At 49.8% G+C, this 20,881-nt stretch carries 19 protein-coding genes; 13 read left to right on the top strand and 6 right to left on the bottom strand.

The features are described from left to right. Window positions 1-29: 29 nt before the first annotated feature. Window positions 30-1,028 (bottom strand): FecR family protein, encoded by a 999-nt coding sequence (locus DZK30_RS07625; RefSeq protein ID WP_162902934.1) that lies wholly within the window; start codon window positions 1,026-1,028, stop codon window positions 30-32. A 59-nt stretch (window positions 1,029-1,087) separates the two neighbouring features. Beyond that, window positions 1,088-1,717 (bottom strand): RNA polymerase sigma-70 factor, encoded by a 630-nt coding sequence (locus DZK30_RS07620; protein WP_205529390.1) that lies wholly within the window; start codon window positions 1,715-1,717, stop codon window positions 1,088-1,090. 179 nt (window positions 1,718-1,896) lie between these two features. Between DZK30_RS07620 and mscL the strand changes: the two genes are divergently transcribed. The 4 genes from mscL to DZK30_RS07600 all read left to right on the top strand — a co-directional run bounded on the left by mscL (window position 1,897) and on the right by DZK30_RS07600 (window position 6,177). Then, on the top strand, window positions 1,897-2,340 hold the full coding sequence (gene mscL, locus DZK30_RS07615) for a large conductance mechanosensitive channel protein MscL (protein ID WP_118973535.1): 444 nt from the start codon (window positions 1,897-1,899) through the stop codon (window positions 2,338-2,340). Between the two features lie 68 nt (window positions 2,341-2,408). Further along, a complete protein-coding gene (locus tag DZK30_RS07610; protein WP_118974010.1) occupies window positions 2,409-3,167 on the top strand; it encodes a geranylgeranylglyceryl/heptaprenylglyceryl phosphate synthase in 759 nt (252 codons plus the stop codon). Between the two features lie 114 nt (window positions 3,168-3,281). After that, window positions 3,282-4,148, top strand: a complete 867-nt coding sequence (locus DZK30_RS07605; RefSeq protein WP_118973534.1) for a tetratricopeptide repeat protein — start codon at window positions 3,282-3,284, stop codon at window positions 4,146-4,148. 472 nt (window positions 4,149-4,620) lie between these two features. Further along, a complete protein-coding gene (locus tag DZK30_RS07600) occupies window positions 4,621-6,177 on the top strand; it encodes an Rne/Rng family ribonuclease (protein ID WP_118973533.1) in 1,557 nt (518 codons plus the stop codon). A 69-nt stretch (window positions 6,178-6,246) separates the two neighbouring features. Here DZK30_RS07600 and DZK30_RS07595 read toward each other — a convergent pair whose 3' ends face one another. Further along, a complete protein-coding gene (locus DZK30_RS07595; protein WP_118973532.1) occupies window positions 6,247-6,447 on the bottom strand; it encodes a hypothetical protein in 201 nt (66 codons plus the stop codon). An 83-nt stretch (window positions 6,448-6,530) separates the two neighbouring features. Continuing rightward, window positions 6,531-6,722, bottom strand: coding sequence for a hypothetical protein (locus tag DZK30_RS25745; RefSeq protein ID WP_162902933.1), 192 nt, complete (start codon window positions 6,720-6,722; stop codon window positions 6,531-6,533). Window positions 6,723-7,173: 451 nt separating this feature from the next. Here DZK30_RS25745 and DZK30_RS07580 point away from each other — a divergent pair, with 451 nt between their 5' ends. The 5 genes from DZK30_RS07580 to DZK30_RS07560 all read left to right on the top strand — a co-directional run bounded on the left by DZK30_RS07580 (window position 7,174) and on the right by DZK30_RS07560 (window position 14,967). Then, complete coding sequence (locus DZK30_RS07580; protein WP_118973529.1) at window positions 7,174-8,688, top strand: FMN-binding glutamate synthase family protein; 1,515 nt, start codon at window positions 7,174-7,176, stop codon at window positions 8,686-8,688. A 220-nt stretch (window positions 8,689-8,908) separates the two neighbouring features. Continuing rightward, window positions 8,909-10,354: a Fe-S cluster assembly protein SufB gene (gene sufB, locus DZK30_RS07575; protein WP_118973528.1), complete on the top strand. Its 1,446-nt coding sequence runs from the start codon at window positions 8,909-8,911 to the stop codon at window positions 10,352-10,354. 83 nt (window positions 10,355-10,437) lie between these two features. Then, window positions 10,438-11,190: a Fe-S cluster assembly ATPase SufC gene (gene sufC / locus DZK30_RS07570; protein WP_118973527.1), complete on the top strand. Its 753-nt coding sequence runs from the start codon at window positions 10,438-10,440 to the stop codon at window positions 11,188-11,190. Window positions 11,191-11,256: 66 nt separating this feature from the next. Continuing rightward, window positions 11,257-12,618, top strand: a complete 1,362-nt coding sequence (gene sufD, locus DZK30_RS07565; RefSeq protein WP_240432882.1) for a Fe-S cluster assembly protein SufD — start codon at window positions 11,257-11,259, stop codon at window positions 12,616-12,618. 192 nt (window positions 12,619-12,810) lie between these two features. Next, window positions 12,811-14,967: a S9 family peptidase gene (locus tag DZK30_RS07560; protein WP_118973526.1), complete on the top strand. Its 2,157-nt coding sequence runs from the start codon at window positions 12,811-12,813 to the stop codon at window positions 14,965-14,967. A 143-nt stretch (window positions 14,968-15,110) separates the two neighbouring features. Here DZK30_RS07560 and DZK30_RS07555 read toward each other — a convergent pair whose 3' ends face one another. Both DZK30_RS07555 and DZK30_RS07550 read right to left on the bottom strand, forming a co-directional pair. Further along, window positions 15,111-16,322: a hypothetical protein gene (locus DZK30_RS07555; protein WP_118973525.1), complete on the bottom strand. Its 1,212-nt coding sequence runs from the start codon at window positions 16,320-16,322 to the stop codon at window positions 15,111-15,113. Window positions 16,323-16,477: 155 nt separating this feature from the next. Then, a complete protein-coding gene (locus DZK30_RS07550; RefSeq protein ID WP_118973524.1) occupies window positions 16,478-17,473 on the bottom strand; it encodes a beta-ketoacyl-ACP synthase III in 996 nt (331 codons plus the stop codon). Window positions 17,474-17,730: 257 nt separating this feature from the next. Here DZK30_RS07550 and yidC point away from each other — a divergent pair, with 257 nt between their 5' ends. The 4 genes from yidC (at window position 17,731) to DZK30_RS07530 (ending at window position 20,880) form a co-directional block, all read left to right on the top strand. Next, window positions 17,731-19,557, top strand: coding sequence for a membrane protein insertase YidC (yidC, locus tag DZK30_RS07545; protein WP_118973523.1), 1,827 nt, complete (start codon window positions 17,731-17,733; stop codon window positions 19,555-19,557). 59 nt (window positions 19,558-19,616) lie between these two features. Continuing rightward, window positions 19,617-20,072 (top strand): nucleoside deaminase, encoded by a 456-nt coding sequence (locus tag DZK30_RS07540; protein WP_118973522.1) that lies wholly within the window; start codon window positions 19,617-19,619, stop codon window positions 20,070-20,072. Window positions 20,073-20,169: 97 nt separating this feature from the next. Then, window positions 20,170-20,358: a class I lanthipeptide gene (locus DZK30_RS07535; RefSeq protein WP_118973521.1), complete on the top strand. Its 189-nt coding sequence runs from the start codon at window positions 20,170-20,172 to the stop codon at window positions 20,356-20,358. A gap of 222 nt (window positions 20,359-20,580) precedes the next feature. After that, window positions 20,581-20,880, top strand: a complete 300-nt coding sequence (locus DZK30_RS07530) for a hypothetical protein (RefSeq protein ID WP_118973520.1) — start codon at window positions 20,581-20,583, stop codon at window positions 20,878-20,880. Window position 20,881 lies beyond the last annotated feature (1 nt).

Below are 20,881 nucleotides of genomic sequence, written 5' to 3'. Positions count from 1 at the left end.
TCCTTCTCTCTCGTCACAAAAATCTTGTTCTATTTCAGAATGATCTCACCGTCCTTTTGTTCGATGCTTAGGTTAAACTGTTTAGTCACCAGGTTCAATATACCGTTCAGCGGCATGTTTTTATAAGTAGTGCTCAAGGTAAGGTTGCGCACCCGTTCTTCAGGGATCACGATCTTTACATCATAAGCGATATTGAGCGCTTCGGCAAGCTTATATAAGGGCGTTTTGTAACAAACGAATTCCTTGGTCCGGTAGTAGTTGTACAGGTCGTCCTGGCTCTTTTGCACGTCCAGCGCTTTTTGCTTCTTATGTACGACTACTCTTTGTTGCGGCAGCACTCTTACCGCTTTATCCGAAACACCTACATTGACGATGCCGGTTTCCACGATCACTTCCGTTTGTTCGGCGCCATTTTTCACATTGAACGAGGTGCCTACCACCTGTACTTTCACTTCGTCTACACTGATCTCGAAAGGCTTTTGCTTATTGGGCGCCACATTAAAGAATGCCTCGCCGGTCAGCTTTACAGCCCTTGTGTGCTTGTTGAAATCCTTTGCATAGGCTAATGTCGAGTTTTTATTAAGCGTTACCACCGAGCCATCGGGCAGGGTGTCTGTGAGCACTTCACCGGCCGAGGCCAGCACGATATCCTGCCGGTTGAGCGCCATGAAATAATAGGCGACCAGGCTACCGGTGATCAGCAGGGCTATTGCGGCAGCCATACTGGTCCAGCGGCGTTTCTTAGCTGGTATAAAGACAACGGTATTGTCGTCGCTATTATTGTCGTCGCTATCCACTAAATGATCGTCGCTGTGCTGCAGACCGTCCCTTTTAGCTTTGAAGCGATCCCAGGCCTGTTCCTCGTCGACGGTGCTTGTAGCGGCAAGCGCCCTGCTCTGTTCCCATATCACTTTAAAATGATCGTAGTATCGTCTATGTTCCTCTTTTGCATGAGTCCACTCCAGCACCATCCGCTCTTCATCGGCTGAAGCTTCACCCAAAAGGTATTTTACTAATAGCTCATCCATGTTATTATTGTTATCAGCCTTCACAGTTATTTTTGATCCTTATCACGCTTATAAGGCAATTATATTATGTTTTTGATCATTATCGTAATGCCGGTAATAAGCGGCAGCAGCACCGGCAGGTATTCTACCAGCTGCATGCGCATGATCTTAAGCGCTTTTCCCATCTGGTTTTCCACGGTCTTTACCGAAAGGTTCAGCTTGTCGGCGATCTCCCGGTATTTCAGCTCCTCGAAACGGCTCATCTGGAATATCGTGCGGCATTGTTCGGGCAGTTGGTTCAACGCATCGGCGATCTTTTCTTCCAGCTCGCGGGCGATCACCTTACGCGATACCTGGTCCGAAGCTGTGCCGGCAGTATACAGGGTATGCGATTGATGTGCTTTTCTCACTTTCTTATGTTTCAGGTAATTCAGGCATTCGTTATACACCGAGCGATAGAGGTAGGCATTGAGCGATTGCTGTATATTGACCTGGTCTCTTTTTTCCCATAGCTTAAAAAAGACCTGCTGCACGATCTCCTCTGCCATAGCTTCTTCCTGGAGTATGGTGCAGGCATAGGCATGTAGGGCCTTAAAATGAGATTTAAAAACCTGTTCAAACTCCGTCTCTGAAATTCCGGTACTATTGCTGTCCATGTACATTTGAGCGCTTTGCCCCTCAAAGATAGCCGCTTGCGTTAATGTTTGCATTTATTCTAAGACAACTTTCGATTCTCTTACCCCTATAAACGCTAAAAAAGATATATTTTTTTACCTTTAGGTCCGGGGAAAGGAAAGAGCAGGTCATTTATTTTTTAAGAATAATTTATTCATTGAGAATATATTATCTTCATATTACCTTTTATTTTTGATCTTTAAAAGCAAAAACTATGGGATTCTTCAAAGAGTTTAGAGAATTTGCCGTAAAGGGCAACGTTATGGACCTGGCCGTAGGTGTGATCATCGGCGGCGCCTTCGGAAAGATCATCGACAGCGTGGTCAATGATCTGGTCATGCCGCTGGTCGCGACGGTTATCGGCAAGCCCGATTTCAGCAATATGTATCTCGCCTTTGGTAAAGGTGCTGTCGATGTGAAGCCAGGTATGGCGCTTGCCGACGCCCGCAAGGTTGCCGATGCGTCTATTTTTGCCTATGGCAACTTCATTACCGTAGCGATCAATTTCCTGCTCCTGGCCTTCGTTATCTTTCTTATGGTAAAAGGGATCAATAGCCTTAAGCGCAAAGAAGAAGCCAAGCCTGCCGCGCCCGCTGCGCCATCGCCTACCGATGTGCTGCTGGCAGAAATACGGGATGAGTTGAAAAAGAAAAACTAAGTTTGCAATAAATCTTTACATATGACCCCGAGGATTTATCTTCGGGGTCTGTTCAATATATTATGATCATGCGTCCAGGTACGGTTTACCCCCAACTGAAACAACTAAAAGCCGAAGGCCGTCATGCCTTTGCCGTACTGATCGACCCTGATAGCATTAGCCCTGAAGGCGTTAAACGCCTTGCGGAAAAATGTAATGATGCCGCTGTCGACTTTATTTTTGTAGGCGGCAGCATTATGGTTACGGCGCATGTGGACCAATGCATCAGCCAATTCAAGCAGGAAAGCGACATCCCTGTAGTCCTGTTTCCGGGCAGTCCTTCCCAGGTGTCGCCCTGTGCCGATGCCCTTCTGTACCTCTCCCTTATCTCGGGCCGGAATCCTGATCTTCTGATCGGTCAGCATGTGGTTTCGGCGCCCAGCATTAAGGCCAGCGGCCTTGAGGTGATCTCGACCGGTTATATGGTGATCGATGGCGGCGTACCCACCACCGTTTCCTATATGAGCCATTCGGCGCCCATACCAGCCAATAAGCCCGATGTGGCTTTGTGCACGGCCTGGGCTGGTGAGCTGCAGGGCAAGCATGTGATCTATATGGATGCGGGCAGCGGCGCCCAGTATCCCATCAGCAGTGAGATGATACGTCGCGTGAGCGGCAATATCGATATTCCGCTCATTGTCGGCGGCGGTATCCGCACACCCGAAAAAGTATATGAGAACTGCCAGGCCGGCGCCCAGGTAGTCGTCGTAGGCAACGCTATCGAAAAAGATCTCTCCCTGATAAGAGAAATGAGCCTGGCTGCTAAAGAAGCGCCTATAACTCTATAAGGGCGTCAAACCTTTAGTAGAGTCGGGACGGCTAGCCGTAAATAATTCGCTAAAGCCATTTTGGCCGGAGCGCCTACCGATTTGCTTCCGTAACTTCGCGGCAAATTTCTGCATTTGAAACCTGTACATTATATCGTTATAGCAGTTGCCCTGGCACTTACGGGATTGCTTTACTTCGGAGGTAACACCGTCGCCCCCAAAAAAGAAATGCCGGCAGCACCGATGGCTGGCGGCGGTACGCCTGGTGAGCGTCAGGCGGCAGGGCTGAATATCCCCACCCCAGCGCGCTTTGACAGCTTGCTTACCGTTGCGAAACGTAAGCTCTCGCCGGTAGCACAAGCCGAGATCAGCCGCCAGGAAAATACCATAACCCGGGGCGATGTGAAGGAACAGCAGATACTGGCCTACGAGACCCTGGGCAAGCTCTGGCAGCAATATAAAAACCGCTCGATTGCGGCCTATTACTTCGGAAAATCGGGAAAATTGGAAAATTCGCAGAAAAAGCTGAACTTTGCCGCCCATTTGTTTTCAGAGGAACTGCACGAAGAGCGTGATCCACATGTAAGGCAATGGATGGCCGAGGAAGCAATCGCCTGCTACCAGCAATCGATAACGCTGAATCCCGACAATGATACCACGCGTATTGACCTTGCTGAGATTTACATCGCCGGGACCGGAGAAACGATGAAAGGCATTGAGCAACTGCTGACCGTTGTAAGGAAAGATTCGACCAATATCCAGGTTAACCTGATCCTGGGCCGTATGGCGGTAGAGTCGGGACAGCTGGATAAGGCCATACAAAGAGGCAACACTATTCTTAGTGTAGATAAGGAAAATGTGGAAGCCTACTGGTTCATGGCCGAAGCTTATCGTCGTAAAGGCGATGTAGCCAAAGCGAAAGCACTGTTGAACGAGGCCAAGCGTATTGTCAACAATCCGGCCTTCACGAAGGAAGTGGATGATTATATGAAAACCTTTTAGGCTTGTCCTGAAAGCATGAAAGTGGAAAGACTGTAAAAAGTACTTTGAATAAAATCATTTTTTTTAACAACAAAATTATTTGAACTATGCCAAGTGGTAAAAAGAGGAAACGTCATAAGATTGCAACGCACAAACGTAAGAAGCGCCTGAGAAAAAATCGCCATAAGAGCAAGAAGAAATAAGTACGCTTGATAAGCCATCGTTGGGAATAGAACTTGTTGCCAGCTTTGGTTTTATGCTGAATATAAAAATGCTAACCCGGATTTCCGGCTCTCTTGGGCCTGATGTCGGGTTTACATTTTTTTAGTCATAACCTGCATGTCCCGATACTTCGGATCATGCCTCTTCTGGAGCCGTCTCAGGACCGGCAGTCCGAATGGTTATGCAGTAGCGTACCGATAGGTAAACTGTGCCCCGCCTTTTTCAAAGACCAAGGGCGACAGTATTTTGACAGAACGACAAAAAAGATGTCATGAACAAAGAAATGATAATCAATGCGTCGGCTGATGGTGTGGAAATTGCGCTTCTTGAAGATAAAAAACTCGTAGAGCTTCATTACGAACATAATAATTCGGCATTTGCTGTCGGCGACCTGTACCTGGGCAAGGTGAAAAAACTGATGCCAGGTCTCAACGCTGCTTTCGTAGACGTTGGATACGAAAAAGATGCTTTTCTACATTATACCGACCTGAGTCCCTATATCAAGTCGTTGTTGAAGTTTACCCAAACCGCCATTAAGAACAATAATCCTGATGGCTTTGATTTTGGTAAATTTCAAAACGAGCCTGAGATACTCAAAACAGGAAAGATCACCGATGTGCTGAACCAAAAGCCCGAGATCGTGGTCCAGATCCTGAAAGAGCCCATCTCTTCCAAAGGCCCCCGCCTCAGCTGCGAGCTTTCCTTCCCGGGAAGATTCGTGGTGCTTACCCCCTTTAACAATTTTGTATCGGTGTCGCGTAAAATACATTCCGGTGAGGAACGCAAACGCCTGCAAAAGATCGTGGAAAGCATCAAGCCCAAAAATTTCGGCGTGATCGTAAGGACCGCCGCCGAAGGGAAAAATACAGCCGAGCTGCACGCCGACCTGACCGACCTGGCCAACCAATGGAAATCTATCCAGCACAATCTTAAAGAAGCCAAGCCGCCGAAACGCATCATGAGCGAGCAGGCAAAAACCACCTCCATCCTCCGCGACCTGCTGAACGAAAGTTTTCAGCGTATTGTAGTCAACGAAAAAGGTATCCTGCAGGAAACCAAAGAATATGTTTCCCGCATTGCCCCGGAAAAAGAAGAAATCGTCAATCTTTATCATAACGGTCAACCTATTTTTGACCATTATGGCATTACCCGCCAGGTAAAAGCGGCCTTTGGCAAGACCGTGAACCTGAACAGCGGCGCCTACCTCATTATCGAGCATACCGAAGCCATGCACGTGATCGACGTGAACAGCGGTACCCGTGCTGCTGATGGCAACCAGGAAGAGAGCGCCCTGAAAACCAACCTGGAAGCGGCCGAAGAGATCGCCCGCCAGCTACGGCTGCGCGATATCGGCGGCATCATCATCATCGATTTCATCGATATGAAGCTGCCCGATAACAAACGCAAGTTGTTTGACGCGATGAGCGAGCTTATGGTCAACGACCGGGCCAGGCATACCATACTACCGGTATCGAAATTTGGCCTGATGCAGATCACCCGCCAAAGGCTGCGTCCCGAGATCCACATCAGCACGGCTGAAGTATGCCCCAGCTGTAAAGGCACCGGTAAGATAGGGCCTTCTATCCTCATCACCGATGAGCTGGAAAAAGATTTCCAGTACCTCATTAACCAGGGCCATCGCAAGCTGCGCCTGAGCGCACACCCGATGCTGATCGCCTACCTGAAAGACAAAGGCTTCTGGCGTTCGCTGCAATGGAAATGGTACCGTAAGCACGGCGTATGGCTGGAATTGCATATCGACAACAATTACCAGCTTACCGAATATTACTTCTTTGATAAGAAGACCGATGAGGTGATCAAGCTCTGATCCGCATCTGGAAAGAAATTGGAAATGCCCGGGAAATAGGCCCGGGCATTTTGTTGTAATGTAGTTTGCCTAAGGCTCTATTTCACATAGCCGGCAATACGGTGAATTGGGCCGGAAAGTGGCGCAGGTTTCGCCGTTACGTGTAGCACCGCAAGCCGCGGGGAGCCGTGTGAGCGCTCCGCCGGCGATTTGTCTTTGGCTTTCCAGGACAAGAAGCGTTTCTTTGGTCAGCTGCAGCTTTTTGCCCAGCCGGATCTGTTGCTTTTTCATACAATTTGAGGGGATTAAGAATGAAGAAATTATTGTTTTATCTGTTCTCCTACCGTCAAATGATGTTATATAACCAGGGAGTGTCAGCAGTAGATGCAATATTCCCTGCCTGGTTGGAAGGTATTGCAGCTTTCGCCGCAAGTGGGCGTTTGGGTAAGGCAACGCACACCTTGTGTGACCGCCCCGCCCGAAATGCGCTGAGGGCTTTCCAATATGGTGATTGTTTTCTTTTGCAGCGATAGCTGTTTTACTAACGCGGTTTTTGTCTTTTTCATAAATTCGGTTTTGATATCATCAGAAACGCCGGTTTGTTTATGCTGGCGCGACTGAAGATAAGTGCTTCTGAATGAGGTTAGGTGTTAACAGAAAATATTGCACATATGCCCCTCGTACGGGATCGTAGCGCAAGTGTCGAGGTAGGTCTGGCAACGGGCATCATAAGGGTGGGCAGTAGGAGGGATGCCTCCCGCAACCGCAAATTATTTTCCCTTTTCCAGCGGGCCCAGCTGCTCTTTTCGGATCACAAGCTTCTGCGGCAAGTGGATCTGTTTCTTTTTCATCTTTATTTTGGGTTTGGTTTATCCGGAGCATCTCCGTGTATGACGAAGGTAATTCAGGGGCTGGCTGCAAAACAATACCCGTAACCCGGTATTTAAATCTATAGGAAATGTTGCATCACATTTTATTAGCAAATGCTTTGTCTATCTTTAATCAAACATATGGTCTATGAGGACGCTTTTCTTCCGTCTGCTTGTTCCCCTTTTCCTGGCTGCAACAGTGTTGGCCTGGTTTTATCCTGTTTGGCTGTGGTTGCCGGTGGTACTGGCCATCCTGCTTATCATAGGGCTTGCCAATGCTTCGCAGGGTAGCCACACTATCCTGCGCAACTTCCCGGTGCTGGGTTATTTTCGTTATTTCTTCGAATTCATTTCTCCCGAGCTCCAACAGTACTTTATTGAGCGCAATACCGATGGGCGGCCTTTTTCCCGTCAGCAAAGGGCCCTGGCTTATCAGCGCGCCAAAAATATAGATGCCACCACACCGTTTGGTACCCAGCTGGAGGTAAATGCGGCCGACTATGAAGGCCTGCGTCATTCGATCTATCCCGCACCTGTATTGAAAGAGCTGCCTCGCATCGTTGTGGGCGGTCCGCAGTGTAGCCAGCCCTATTCCGCTTCCCTGTTCAATGTTTCCGCGATGAGCTTTGGCTCCCTGAGCGCTCATGCGGTAATGGCGGTTAATAAAGGTGCGCAGGAAGGCGGCTTTTATCAGAATACCGGCGAAGGAGGGCTTACCGACTATCACCTCGGCGGAGGAGATGTGGTGTGGCAGATCGGTACCGGGTATTTCGGCTGCCGTACACCTGAAGGCAATTTCGACGCCGAAAAATTCCGGCAGAAGGCGGCATTGCCACAGGTAAAAATGATCGAGCTCAAGATCTCGCAAGGCGCCAAACCAGGGCATGGCGGCGTATTGCCCGCTGCCAAAAATACAGAAGCGATCGCGCGCATACGGGGCATCGATCCGCATGTGGACGTATTGTCGCCTCCCGGGCATTCGGCATTCTCCGATGCAGCCGGTTTTATAGCCTTTATCGGTAAGTTGCGCGAACTGAGTGGCGGTAAGCCGGTAGGCTTCAAGCTTTGCATCGGTAAGGCCAGCGAATTTACCGAGCTGTGTGAAGAGATGAACCGTACCGGTATTTATCCCGATTTTATTACTATTGATGGGGCTGAAGGCGGTACCGGTGCAGCGCCGCTTGAGTTTTCGGATGCCGTAGGCATGCCGCTGGAGCCTGCGCTCATTTTTGTGCAGCAAACCCTGGTCCGGCTGGGGATACGGGAAAAGCTGCGGTTGATCTGCAGCGGTAAAATACTCAGTGCCGTTTCTTTGCTCCGGGCGCTGGCCCTGGGCGCCGATATGTGCAATAGCGCACGGGGCTTCATGTTCTCCCTCGGATGTATCCAGGCGCTGCGTTGCAATACCAATGTATGCCCCACCGGTGTGGCTACCCAGGATAAAATGCTGATGAAAGGCCTGGTGGTCGGCGAAAAGAAAGACCGCGTCCGGCATTTTCATCACAATACCCTGCATGCGGCGATGGAACTGCTGGCCGCCTGCGGCAAGAAAAGCTTTGAAGAGGTGGATATGAGCATTTTTATGCGTGGCGACGAGTTCGTCCGGCTCTCCGATCAGTATTTTCCCGACAATCTGCCGGCCCCGTTCAATGCCGCTGGTTGAGCATAAGGCCGGCCGGGGAGATAGCTGGTGGCTAAAGACATTCTTTTGTCACAAAAATGTCTGTAAAAGGCCTTTCGATGCTGCATGAGCGGCTTTTTGATCTCCCGGTGCTTTTAATCCCTACATAGAAACCTTTTATCATTAGTCCTTCGCATTGCGGCTTTTTGATCGTACCTTTGCAGACTAAATCGGGGGACTCCCTGATTCGGGGTTAGTAATTATGGAAAACAGTACTGATTTTTTAGAGGAAATTGCCGGTAAAGAGTATGAGCATGGCTTCGTTACCGACATTGAGATGGATATCCTGCCTCCAGGATTAAACGAAGAAACCATTCATTTTATCTCCAAAAAGAAGAATGAGCCCGAGTGGCTGCTCGAATGGCGTTTGAAAGCTTTCCGTGCATTCCAGAAAATGGAGCTGCCCTCCTGGCAAAACTTTAAAATGCCGGAAATGGATTTTCAAGCCATTTCCTATTATGCTGCGCCCAAACAGAAGGTCAAATACGAAAGCCTGGACCAGGTCGATCCCGAACTGCTGGAAACGTTCAAAAAGCTGGGCATCCCGCTTTCCGAACAAAAAACACTCGCCGGCGTAGCTGTAGATGCGGTTTTTGACAGTGTATCGGTAGCAACCACCTATAAGGAAGAACTGAAAAAGCTGGGGATCATCTTTTGCTCTTTTGGTGAAGCCGTACAGGAACATCCCGAGCTGGTAAAGAAATACCTGGGTACTGTAGTGCCCCATTCCGATAACGTTTTTGCTGCGCTGAATGCCGCGGTATTTTCCGATGGCTCATTTGTTTATATCCCGCCGGGAGTGCGCTCTCCTATGGAGCTGAGCACCTATTTCCGGATCAATGCCGCCAATACCGGACAGTTTGAACGGACGCTGATCATTGCCGACAAGGATGCCTATGTAAGCTACCTGGAAGGTTGTACCGCACCCATGCGGGACGAGCACCAGCTTCATGCCGCAGTGGTGGAGATCGTTGCGCTGGATAATGCCGAAGTAAAATACTCGACCGTTCAGAATTGGTACCCCGGCGATAAGGATGGTAAAGGTGGCGTATACAACTTCGTAACTAAGCGCGGCATATGCAAAGGCGCCAATGCACATATTTCCTGGACACAGGTAGAGACCGGTTCGGCCATTACCTGGAAATATCCCAGCGTGATCCTGCAGGGCGACAACAGCTATGGTGAATTCTATAGTGTGGCTGTAACCAAAGGCAAGCAGATCGCCGATACCGGTACTAAAATGTATCACCTGGGCGCCAATACCCGCAGCCGCATTATATCCAAGGGCATCTCGGCCGGCAATGGCCAGAATAGCTACCGCGGACTGGTGCAGATAGGGGCAAAGGCGGCCAATGCCCGGAACTTTACCCAATGCGATTCCATGCTGATCGGTGATCGTTGCGGTGCGCATACCTTCCCTTATATCGAATCAAAAAACAATACGGCGACCCTGGAGCATGAGGCCACCACCTCCAAGATAGGTGAAGACCAGATATTCTATCTTAATGCCAGGGGCATCGATACTGAAAAAGCAGTAGAGCTGATTGTAAATGGCTTTGCCAAAGAAGTGCTGAACAAGCTGCCCATGGAATTTGCCGTAGAAGCGCAGAAGCTGCTGGCAATATCGCTGGAAGGCAGTGTAGGATAAAGAAAAGTTCAATACCCAGTACCCAATACCCAATACTCAATACCCAGTACTCAATACCTGATACCTTAAAATAAAATTCAGTAGTGCTATCGATTAAAAACCTTCACGCCGGAGTAGAAGAAAAAGAAATCTTAAAAGGTCTGAACCTGGAAGTGAAACCAGGCGAAGTGCATGCGATCATGGGGCCCAACGGCGCAGGCAAAAGCTCGCTGGCATCAGTGCTTTCCGGCCGGCCCAACTACGAGGTGACCCAGGGCAGCGTTACCCTTGATGGGAAAGACCTGCTCGACATGTCGCCCGAAGATCGCGCCCGCGAAGGCGTATTCCTGGCGTTCCAATACCCGATCGAGATACCCGGTGTATCCAATATCAACTTCCTGAAGACAGCAATGAACGAGATCCGCACCTATAAGGGTCTTGAGCCATTGAGCGCCAAAGAGTTTCTGGCCCTGTCCCGGGAAAGGCAGAAGCTGGTGGAGTTTGACGCCAAGCTGGTGAACCGTTCACTGAATGAAGGATTCTCCGGCGGCGAGAAAAAACGCAACGAGATCTTCCAGCTGGCTATGCTGGAACCCAAGCTGGCTATTCTCGACGAAACCGACTCGGGTCTGGACATCGACGCCCTGCGTATTGTATCCCGTGGTGTGAACAAGCTGCGCAGCGATAAGAATGCCTTTATCATCATTACCCACTACCAGCGCCTGCTCGACTACATCGTCCCCGATTTTGTACACGTGCTGAGCGATGGTAAGATCGTCAAGACCGGCGATAAGAACCTGGCCCTGGAGCTGGAAGAAAAAGGATACGACTGGATCCGCGAAGAGGCCATCCACTAAATGCGGCGTTTGCAGAATGTGCCGCTTCCGTGCGGAACATTAGTGTAGCACTGAAAAATTTCAATAATGATAATGATCAATCAATTGGAAACGCCTTTATACGAAAGCATCGCAGCGAAGTTTGAGATCGCTTCGTTGCAGAGCGGGAGCGAAGCTTTACAGGCTTTGCGCCGGGAGGCTTTCGATATATTCAAATCTACAGGCTTCCCTTCTATCCGTGAAGAAGAATGGAAGTATACCAATATATTGCCCTTCCTGAAGGAAGATTATGAGCTGGATGTGATCCTCCAGGAGCTCAGCCCCGAGGAGTTCAGCACAACAGCAGCGCTGGTCGCCCATCATCTGGAGGCATTGCAGCAATCGCTCAAGGGCGAGCAAAAGGGCGCTTATCGCCTGGTTACTGTGAATGGCAAGATTAACGCGGGCCTTTCGGTATTGCCGGCGCAGGAGCAGCTGCAGATACGGTCATTTGCCGGTGCGGAACAAGATCCTTCTTTCCAAAAACATTTCGGTAAGATCGCTACGCTGAAGGATAATGCCTTTGTGGCGCTGAATACAGCCTTGTACAATGAAGGATTATACATCGAAGCGCCGAAAGGCTGTGTACTGGATAAGCCCCTGCATCTGGTAAATGTGTTGCTGGCCGGCGGACCCGCCTTTGTACAGCCCCGTCACCTGATTGTGGTGCATCCCAATGCTTCGCTCGAAGTAATCGAAACGACTATCTCCGACAACGAGGCGCAGCCGCTTTTTGTAAACGGTGTTACGGAGATCGCCGTAGGCGAAAATGCTCATTTCCACCATTACGATATACAGACCGGCCGTAAAGGCATGCGTTTTGTACAGCGCGTAGAGGCTACCCAGGAGAAGCATAGCAATTACAGCAACTATACCTTTACGCTTCCCGGTACCGACCTGGTGCGCAACAACCTGGTCCTGCATCTCAACGCACCGGAGCTGGAGAGCCACCTGTATGGCTTGTATCTTACCGCCGGCCAGCAGCTGGTAGACAATCATACCGAAGTACATCACAAGCAGCCGCATGGCGAAAGCAACCAGCTGTATAAAGGCGTATTGCTCGATAACTCCAAGGCTGTGTTCAACGGTAAGATCTTCGTTTATCAGGACGCCCAAAAGACCAACGCTTTCCAGCAGAGCAACAATATTCTCTTCAGCGAAAAGGCTTCGGTAAATGCCAAGCCGCAGCTGGAGATTTTTGCCGATGATGTAAAATGCAGCCACGGTACCACCATTGGGCAGATCAACAAAGATGCCCTGTTTTACCTGCAAACCCGGGGCATCGGCGAGCAAATGGCAAAAAATATGATGGTCAATGCCTTCGCTTTCGACGTTACCGAAAAAGTAAAGATACCCGCCTTGCGTACCTATCTTGAAAAGCTCATTGCTGCCGAGATGGAAAAAGCATAGTGTGATCATTATAGCATAGCAACAAGCCCGCCCCTTCGAAGGGCGAGCTTGTTGCTATGAAGCCTTCCGGCATATAAATTCCCCCTGATTTTCCCCCTAATGGTACCCGCCTTTCTCATGTTGTTTATCTAATTTTCAGTTTTAACCTCATTGTCTGTATCATCATGCCGTTATCACTTTCAAACCACAACTATGAGAGCTCTAATCCTGGCCGGCGCTGCGGCGTTGTTTTTTTCATCCTGTCAAAATACCACAGCTGTGCATAAAGAACCTTATCAATGGCCTTCGGTCCAGCCACCTGTAGCCGAAAAGAAACCCAAAGACGTTGGTATGTTTGGCGACAAGCGTATCGATGATTATTACTGGATGGGCGACTATTTTTTTAAAGGCCCCGATAGTACCAAAGTCGTAGATTATCTGAAAGGAGAAAATGCCTATACCGATACCATGATGGCCGGTACCAGGGATTTCCAGGAAAAGCTCTTTAATGAAATGAAAGGGCGGATCAAGGAAAAAGACGAGAGCGTTCCTGTATTCAAGAATGGCTACTTCTACTATACCCGCTTTGAAGAAGGCCAGCAGTATTATATCGCCTGCCGGAAAAAAGGCGCCATGGATGCCCCCGAGGAAATATTGCTCAATGTGAACGAGCTGGCCAAAGGCCATGCCTACTACGCGATAGGCGGCACTGCGGTAAGCCCCGATAATAAGCTGCTGCTGTATGGTGTAGATACGGTAAGCCGGCGGCAATATACCTTGCATGTAAAAAACCTTGAGACGGGAGCGCTGTACACCGACGTGATACCCAACACCGAGGGTTACGGGGTATGGGCCAATGACAACCGCACCATTTACTACGTGGCCAAGCACCCGGTAACGCTGCTGTCTGAAAAGATCATGCGGCATACACTGGGCAACACGGCGCCCGACGAGCTGGTATATGAAGAAAAGGACAAGAGCAATTATATCAATGTGGACAAAAGCAAATCGGAGCGGTATATCTTCATTACTTCGGAGGCGACGATCTCGTCTGAAGTACGCTATGCCGAAGCGGATGCACCCCGGCCGGTATTTAAAGTATTTGCACCCAGGATGAAAGATGTATTGTATGATGTGAGCCACCAGGGCGACCGATTCCTGGTAAGGACCAATAAAGACGCGCAGAACTTCAGGTTGATGGAAACTTCTCTCGATCAGACCGATGTAAGTCATTGGAAGGAGCTGATCCCTCACCGGAAAGATGTGTTGCTGGAAGACGTGGAGCCTTTCCGGAATTTCCTGGTCATCAGCGAGCGAAAAGGCGGCCTGGCACAGCTTAATATCCGCAACCTGAAGAACAACGACAGCCACTACCTGGATTTTGGCGAGCCTGCCTATACCGCCTATGCCAGCGCAAACCCTGAATACAACAGCGAAGTGTTGCGCTATGGCTATACTTCTTTAACTACGCCCAGCAGCACTTTTGACTATGACATGAATACCCGGCAAAAGAAATTGTTGAAACAACAGGAAGTTGTAGGAGGCTACGATAAAACACAATATGTGACCGAGCGCCTGATGGCTACCGCTAAAGACGGAACCAAAGTCCCTATCTCTATCGTGTATAAAAAAGGATTTAAAAAAGACGGCAGCCAACCTTTGCTCCTGTACGGCTACGGCAGCTATGGCAACAGCGAGGACGCCACCTTCAACAGCGGCCGTCTCAGCCTGCTCGACCGGGGCTTTGCCTATGCTATAGCCCACGTCAGGGGCGGCCAGGAAATGGGACGGCAATGGTACGAAGATGGGAAGTTGATGAAGAAGATAAATACCTTCACCGACTTTATTGATTGCGCCGAATACCTGATCGCGCAAGGCTATACTGCTAAAGAACATTTGTATGCCAATGGTGGCAGTGCCGGCGGCCTGCTGATGGGTTCGGTGGTCAATATGCGCCCCGACCTGTTCAATGGCGTTGTCGCCGATGTGCCCTTTGTCGATGTGGTGACTACCATGCTGGATGAGAGCATTCCCCTGACCACTAATGAATTTGACGAATGGGGCAACCCGAAAGACAAGGCAGCCTACGATTATATGAAAAGCTATTCACCGGTGGATAATGTAACGCGCCGGGATTACCCCAACCTGCTGGTCACTACGGGACTGCACGACAGCCAGGTCCAGTATTTCGAGCCGGCCAAATGGGTAGCCAAGCTCCGCGTCAACAATACCGGTAAGCACGTGATTATGCTCAAGACCAATATGGACTTTGGCCATGGCGGCGCCAGCGGCCGCTTCGATTACCTGAAGGATGTTGCCCTGCGGTATGCTTTTTATTGCGCACTGGAAGGGATTATAGAAAAACAATAAGATGATTTCGCATGACCTGTGTAGGGGTGCGGTGTCATGAGATCGCTGGTAGCACAGTAACAGTAGCCATTCCGAAAGAATGGCTACTGTTGTGTAACCTGGAGTCAACGCGGTTACGCTAACATGTCGCCGATCGTGCCCGCTTAGGACAAGACGCCCAATGCCTGCCATTTTTTTAAAGCGGCAGCAGACATGCCGCAATCCTTCATCAATATAGAGAGTTCTTCATCGTCCGGAGTCATGCTCCAGTCAACAGCATAGGCGATGAAGTCAGGAACAACCGCTACTTTGCCCCATAACTTCTCGGTAGTAAGCCAATGCGCAACTTTGCGGATCATAGCAGTAGCCAGCTCGTAATGCTCCTCTTCTTCTACCTTATTCATAAATGCCGTATACAGCCGTTCATAAGTCTCTTCTGCAACCGGGACATGTACGTTCTCCGGGCTGATGAAGAGATTTATCAACAGATCTTCCTTTGACGAGTTCCTTAGAGTCTCCTCCTGCTCCTCAAGGGTTACAACAGTGACATAAGGACGATAGTCCCCGATCTCCTGGTAACCCAACTGTATGAATGCGAGGGGGGACGCGAAGCAATGGGACTGAAGCGCATCGGCGACAGTGGAAGCGATTTCCGCAGCAAGCCGATCGGCAAGTGATTCCAGGGACAGATGATCGGGCGCTTTAACATAAGCATACCGTTCTGCGGCATCAGGAAAAATTTCCCGGATTTCCTCCAGCACACCGGAATCATCGTAAATATATTTTTTCTTGTAGGTTTGAGGCCCCAGGCCGGGAAAGGAAGACCAGCAGTCTGCTTCGGCAATGCGACCTTCCTCATATCGGTATTGTTCGATACGACAAAGAAATTCATTAGGATTGGCTTGTAACCTATCTGCTGTCTCCTGGTTGCTCAGGCCAGCATAAAACTTACTCAACCCTTTTCCGTTCAAAGCCAGCGACTGGAAACCCGTTTTTTGCCCATTCTTCAGAAACAAACGTTCCAACATTACAGGCTTTCCTGAGGCCAGATCGTATTCCACGTACTCAATCAAGTCATCGGTGAAGTCGTAGTATCCTTCCCAATAACGTTTATTCCAGGAATGTTCCGAATAGCTATAGCAAGGCCTCCCGGAGGTATCCAGGCCATAGATATAGGAATCGCTCACAGGTGGGCTTTCCCAAATGCGCCCTCCCGGTGGGATAAGGCCGGATTCATATTTTTCGACATCATATTTTGCTGTTTCGGCGTATACCTTCCTTACCGCCAGACGATTTTTTTCATTAACGCGGCTTAATTCTTCACAGGCGGAGACATATCTACTGAAGAGATCCGCCTTGAACTGTTCTGAGACCATAATAAATCAGGGTTGACATTGTCCATCTAAATTATTCATTTTGGCACAAATCGTCAAGACTTTAGTCCTTACAAATCGTCAAGACTTTAGTCCTTACAAATCAAAAGCGGCACTGATCTGATCAATGCCGCTTTTAGGTATACATTTAGATACTTTTAGCTGTTATAGGCCCATTTGATATAGGTTGCGCCCCAGGTGAAACCGCCACCAAAGGCCGCCAGAATCAGGTTGTCGCCCTTTTTGAGCTGGCTTTCCCATTCCCACAGGCACAGGGGAATGGTGCCGCTGGTGGTATTGCCGTAGCGCTGTATGTTCAGCATTACCTTTTCCGAAGGCAGGTTCATCCTGTCGGCGGTTGCGCTGATGATACGCAGGTTGGCCTGGTGGGGTACCAGCCAGGCAATGTCGTCGCCGGTAAGGCCGTTGCGTTCCATGATCTGCGCCGATACATCTGCCATGTTTTTTACCGCAAATTTGAATACGGTTTGTCCTTCCTGGTATATGAAATGCTCACGCGCGGTAACGGTCTCAATGCTGGCCGGCTTTGCCGAGCCGCCAGCCTTTTGATGCAGGTGCACCCAGCCGTTACCGTCGCTTTTCAGTATCGCGTCCAGCACACCGTAATCTTCTTCATTGGGTTCCAGCAATATGGCGCCCGCGCCGTCGCCAAAAATGATACAGGTAGAACGGTCCTGGTAATCGACGATAGAGCTCATCTTGTCGGCGCCCACCACAATTACCCTTTTGTGTTTTCCGCTTTCGATAAATTGAGCGCCGGTATTAACGGCATAGAGAAAGCCGCTGCAGGCAGCGCTGATATCGTAGCTGAAAGAATTGGTCAGTCCGCAATTGGCTGCTACGAGGTTGGCCGTAGCCGGAAATTGCATGTCGGGAGTTGTTGTCGCGCAAATCAGCAGGTCGATAGAAGCAGGATCAATATTTTTCTTTTGCAACAGGTCTTTTACGGCTTCGCTGGCCATGTAGGAAGTACCCAGTCCTTCGCCTTTAAGAATACGGCGCTCTTTGATTCCGGTACGGGCGGTGATCCACTCGTCGGAGGTGTCCACAATAGATTCTAATTCCTGGTTGGTTAAAATGTACTCCGGCACATAGCCTCCCACAGCTGTAATGGCTGCATGAATCTTTCCCATTAATTTTATTTTGGTTGCGGCGTCAAAGGTACTACGTCGATTTGATATATGCACGGGGTATTGCCGACACACGCAAAAAATGTAAACCCTTGCAAGCTTCTTTTAGGTTGACAAAACCATGATTGCAAACAATATGGGGTATTTTTTGCCGGGTCATAAGCAGCGTCCGCCTCTATGTGCCTGCCGGTCACCGAAAAATACAATATGCCTGATGAATATTACCTACCTTTGCGCACAAATTTTCAGTAAAATATTTCATGGATCGTAATTCAATTATAGGGTTTGTGTTATTGGTCGTCCTGGGAGCCGGTTACATCTTCTGGAACAACCACGAGCAGAAATTATACCTCGAACAAAAACATGCCGACTCGGTAGCGATGGCGGCCAATCGTAAGCCGGTAACCCCGGTGCCGGCCCAGGCTGCAGTAGCCGACAGTGCATCCCGCATCGGCGACAGCACCCTGCCGGCTGCTTTCAGGGGTAGCGAATCGCTGGTTACTTTGTCCAACGGCGACCTGAGCCTGCAGTTCAGCACTAAGGGCGGTTACCCGGTGGAAGCTAGCCTGGATAGCTTCAAAACATACAACGGCGCCTTGCTGTCCATTTTCAAAGGCAATAAAGGAAATAAGCTCTCCTTCAGTATTCCGGTCAACGGAAAGACCCTCATCTCCGATCAGCTTTATTTTACACCGCAGGTCACTACCTTGCCGGATGGTGGTAAGCAATTGCGGATGACAGCTACCGTAGCTGCTGGTCAAAGCATTGTGCTGGATTATGCGCTGCCCGCCAAAGGTTATATGATGACCGCCAACCTGCGCCTGATCGGGCTGCAGCAAGACCTGGCGGGCATACAGAACATCTCGGTAAGCTGGCATACCGAAATGCTGCATACCGAAAAGGACATGAAGAACGAGCGGCTGAACCTGCAGGTGCATTATCGCATGAAGGACGGTGAGCACGACTATTTCACCGTATCCCGTACTCCCAGCAAGAGCCTCGATCAGCCGGTGCAATGGATGGCGGTACGCAGCCACTTCTTCAGTTCGGTGCTTATCGCCGACGAGGGCTTTAAGACCGGGAGCTTCGACGGCAAGGAGCCGGCCGATTCCAACATCGTAGCCACCAATGCCAGTGCATTTACCATCCCGGTAAAAGCCTCCAACGACTTCTCTTTCGGATTTCGCTGGTATATGGGGCCTAATGATTACAAAGTGCTGAAGTCGTATAAGATCGATATGGAAGAGATGATCCCCCTAGGCTTTGGTATCTTCTTCTTCGTGAAATACATCAGCAAATGGATGATCATTCCCATCTTTGACATTCTGAGCCGCTTTATCAGCAGCTTTGGCCTCATCATTATCTGCCTTACCCTCATCATACGGCTGCTTACTTCTTTCTTTACCTATAAGAGCTACCTGTCGTCGGCCAAGATGCGGGTGCTGAAGCCGGAGCTGGACCAATTGCGGGCCAAGTATGGCGATAACCAGCAGCAAATGGGTATGGAGCAGATGAAGCTTTATCGCACTGCCGGTGTGAACCCGCTGGGCGGCTGTCTGCCCATGGTGCTGCAAATGCCCTTCCTGCTGGCCGTTTACTATTTTATTCCCACGGCGATCCAGCTGCGGCAATCGCATTTCCTGTGGTCCAACGACCTTTCCACCTACGATTCCATCCTGAACCTGGGCTTTAACATTCCCTGGTATGGCGATCACGTGAGCTTGTTTACCCTGCTGATGACAGCCTCCAGCCTGTTCCTGGCCATTTACAATAAGAACATGACGGCCGGTGCGCCAGGTGCCAGCGATGCCAATGCGCAAATGCTGAAGTATATGCCCTATATCATGCCCATCCTGTTCCTGGGCTGGTTCAACAGCATGGCATCGGGACTTACATTCTACTATACTTTCTCCAACCTGGTCAGCATCCTGCAGCAGTTCATCATCCAGAAGTTTGTGATCAACGAGGAGAAGATCCATAAGAAAATACAGGAAAACCGTAATAAGCCTGCCGGTACTTCGAAATGGCAGCAGCGCCTGGAAGAAATGCAGAAGGCACAGACCCAGCGGCTGAAGCAAAAGAAATAAGAATCTATTCCTAACGAAAGGCCGGCCCGCTGCCGGCCTTTCTTTTTCCGGAAGCAACGATGACCGACGAACACTATATGAAGCTGGCGCTGCGGGAAGCGCAAAAGGCCTATGATATAGGCGAAGTGCCAGTAGGCGCCGTAGTGGTATGGAACGACCGGGTGATCGCCCGGGGACATAACCAGGTCGAGCTGTTGAACGACTGTACGGCCCATGCCGAGATGATCGCGCTTACTGCCGCCTTCAGTGAGCTGGGTAGCAAGTACCTGCCCGATGGCACGCTCTATGTTACGGTAGAGCCCTGCCTCATGTGCTGTGGTGCGCTCCACTGGAGCAAAATAGGGCGCATTGTCTACGGTGCGCGCGACGATAAGAACGGCTATCGCCGCTATGTAAAGGAAAATGCGGAACAGGAGCCGCAGCATGTCTTTCATCCCAAAACACAGTTGAGCTGGGGCGTGCTGGCCGATGAATGCGCGCAATTGATGAAAGATTTTTTCAGGGAAAGACGGTAGTAATAATTACCGTTAAGGTGGGATTGGTATGAACAGATAGCACAGTTACTTTTGAAGAGATAATTTATCTCTTTACGCATGTAACAATCAAACACTGATGAAAAAGAAGATCTCGCTCGGAAAAAAACTCCTTTTGAACAAGGACATGATCGCTACACTGGATCAAAACCGCCAACAAGCCATACAGGGTGGCGCTACTGCCGATCCCGGTTGTGTCGGCAGCAGCCATTGCACCATTATACCCTGTGGTCCGCAAACGAAGGACTGCGTTTCCGAAAAATGTTAACGGACTATCCCCATATAGGAAACAAAATAATCTCCGGTCCTTGAGCACGTCGAAAGGACAGCTATAGATGGTGCTTCGACGGGCTCAGCCACCGTTATCAAGACGAATTTGACTCATGTTTCCTATATCGGGATAGCCAGCAAATGTTAATCAGGACCATCACAGCACCGCAGCAAACCTGCGGCGCTTTTTTTTCGTATCTTCAGGGTAGGAAAAACAGCTATGATGCCGCGCCGGTCCATTCTTGCCCTTATTTTATTCTTTCTCCTGTGCACGGGCTCTTCCCATAAAGGGAACGCGCAATTTGTTCCGCCGGTGAAGCCTGCCGATTCGTCTGCTGTAAAGCCTGTTCTTCCGCCACGACCTTCCGCTTTAAAATATAGCTATTACCAGGAACTGGGAGCCGCCTGCAAGGTAGAATGGAAGCTGGAACGAGCCACTAAGCTGCCTTTGCGCCTGCGTCTGGGCTCCCTGCAGCAAACCGACTACCTGGAACAAAAGCCCAATGCGCAAAAGCCTTGAG

It is taken from the genome of Taibaiella koreensis (assembly GCF_003545715.1).
GTDB lineage: Bacteria > Bacteroidota > Bacteroidia > Chitinophagales > Chitinophagaceae > Taibaiella > Taibaiella koreensis.
This window is presented reverse-complemented; position numbering and strand designations above follow the sequence as displayed.

Coding starts and splice junctions, on each gene's coding strand:
- DZK30_RS07550 (WP_118973524.1), bottom strand. CDS start 17,473: ATGGGAAAGATTCATGCAGCCATTACAGCTGTGGGAGGCTATGTGCCG.
- DZK30_RS25745 (WP_162902933.1), bottom strand. CDS start 6,722: ATGAAAAAGACAAAAACCGCGTTAGTAAAACAGCTATCGCTGCAAAAG.
- sufB (WP_118973528.1), top strand. CDS start 8,909: ATGGAAAACAGTACTGATTTTTTAGAGGAAATTGCCGGTAAAGAGTAT.
- DZK30_RS07530 (WP_118973520.1), top strand. CDS start 20,581: ATGATGCCGCGCCGGTCCATTCTTGCCCTTATTTTATTCTTTCTCCTG.
- DZK30_RS07555 (WP_118973525.1), bottom strand. CDS start 16,322: ATGGTCTCAGAACAGTTCAAGGCGGATCTCTTCAGTAGATATGTCTCC.
- DZK30_RS07620 (WP_205529390.1), bottom strand. CDS start 1,717: ATGCAAACATTAACGCAAGCGGCTATCTTTGAGGGGCAAAGCGCTCAA.
- yidC (WP_118973523.1), top strand. CDS start 17,731: ATGGATCGTAATTCAATTATAGGGTTTGTGTTATTGGTCGTCCTGGGA.
- DZK30_RS07625 (WP_162902934.1), bottom strand. CDS start 1,028: ATGGATGAGCTATTAGTAAAATACCTTTTGGGTGAAGCTTCAGCCGAT.
- DZK30_RS07540 (WP_118973522.1), top strand. CDS start 19,617: ATGACCGACGAACACTATATGAAGCTGGCGCTGCGGGAAGCGCAAAAG.
- DZK30_RS07595 (WP_118973532.1), bottom strand. CDS start 6,447: ATGAAAAAGCAACAGATCCGGCTGGGCAAAAAGCTGCAGCTGACCAAA.
- sufD (WP_240432882.1), top strand. CDS start 11,257: ATGATAATGATCAATCAATTGGAAACGCCTTTATACGAAAGCATCGCA.
- DZK30_RS07535 (WP_118973521.1), top strand. CDS start 20,170: ATGAAAAAGAAGATCTCGCTCGGAAAAAAACTCCTTTTGAACAAGGAC.
- DZK30_RS07580 (WP_118973529.1), top strand. CDS start 7,174: ATGAGGACGCTTTTCTTCCGTCTGCTTGTTCCCCTTTTCCTGGCTGCA.
- DZK30_RS07560 (WP_118973526.1), top strand. CDS start 12,811: ATGAGAGCTCTAATCCTGGCCGGCGCTGCGGCGTTGTTTTTTTCATCC.
- DZK30_RS07600 (WP_118973533.1), top strand. CDS start 4,621: ATGAACAAAGAAATGATAATCAATGCGTCGGCTGATGGTGTGGAAATT.
- DZK30_RS07610 (WP_118974010.1), top strand. CDS start 2,409: ATGCGTCCAGGTACGGTTTACCCCCAACTGAAACAACTAAAAGCCGAA.
- mscL (WP_118973535.1), top strand. CDS start 1,897: ATGGGATTCTTCAAAGAGTTTAGAGAATTTGCCGTAAAGGGCAACGTT.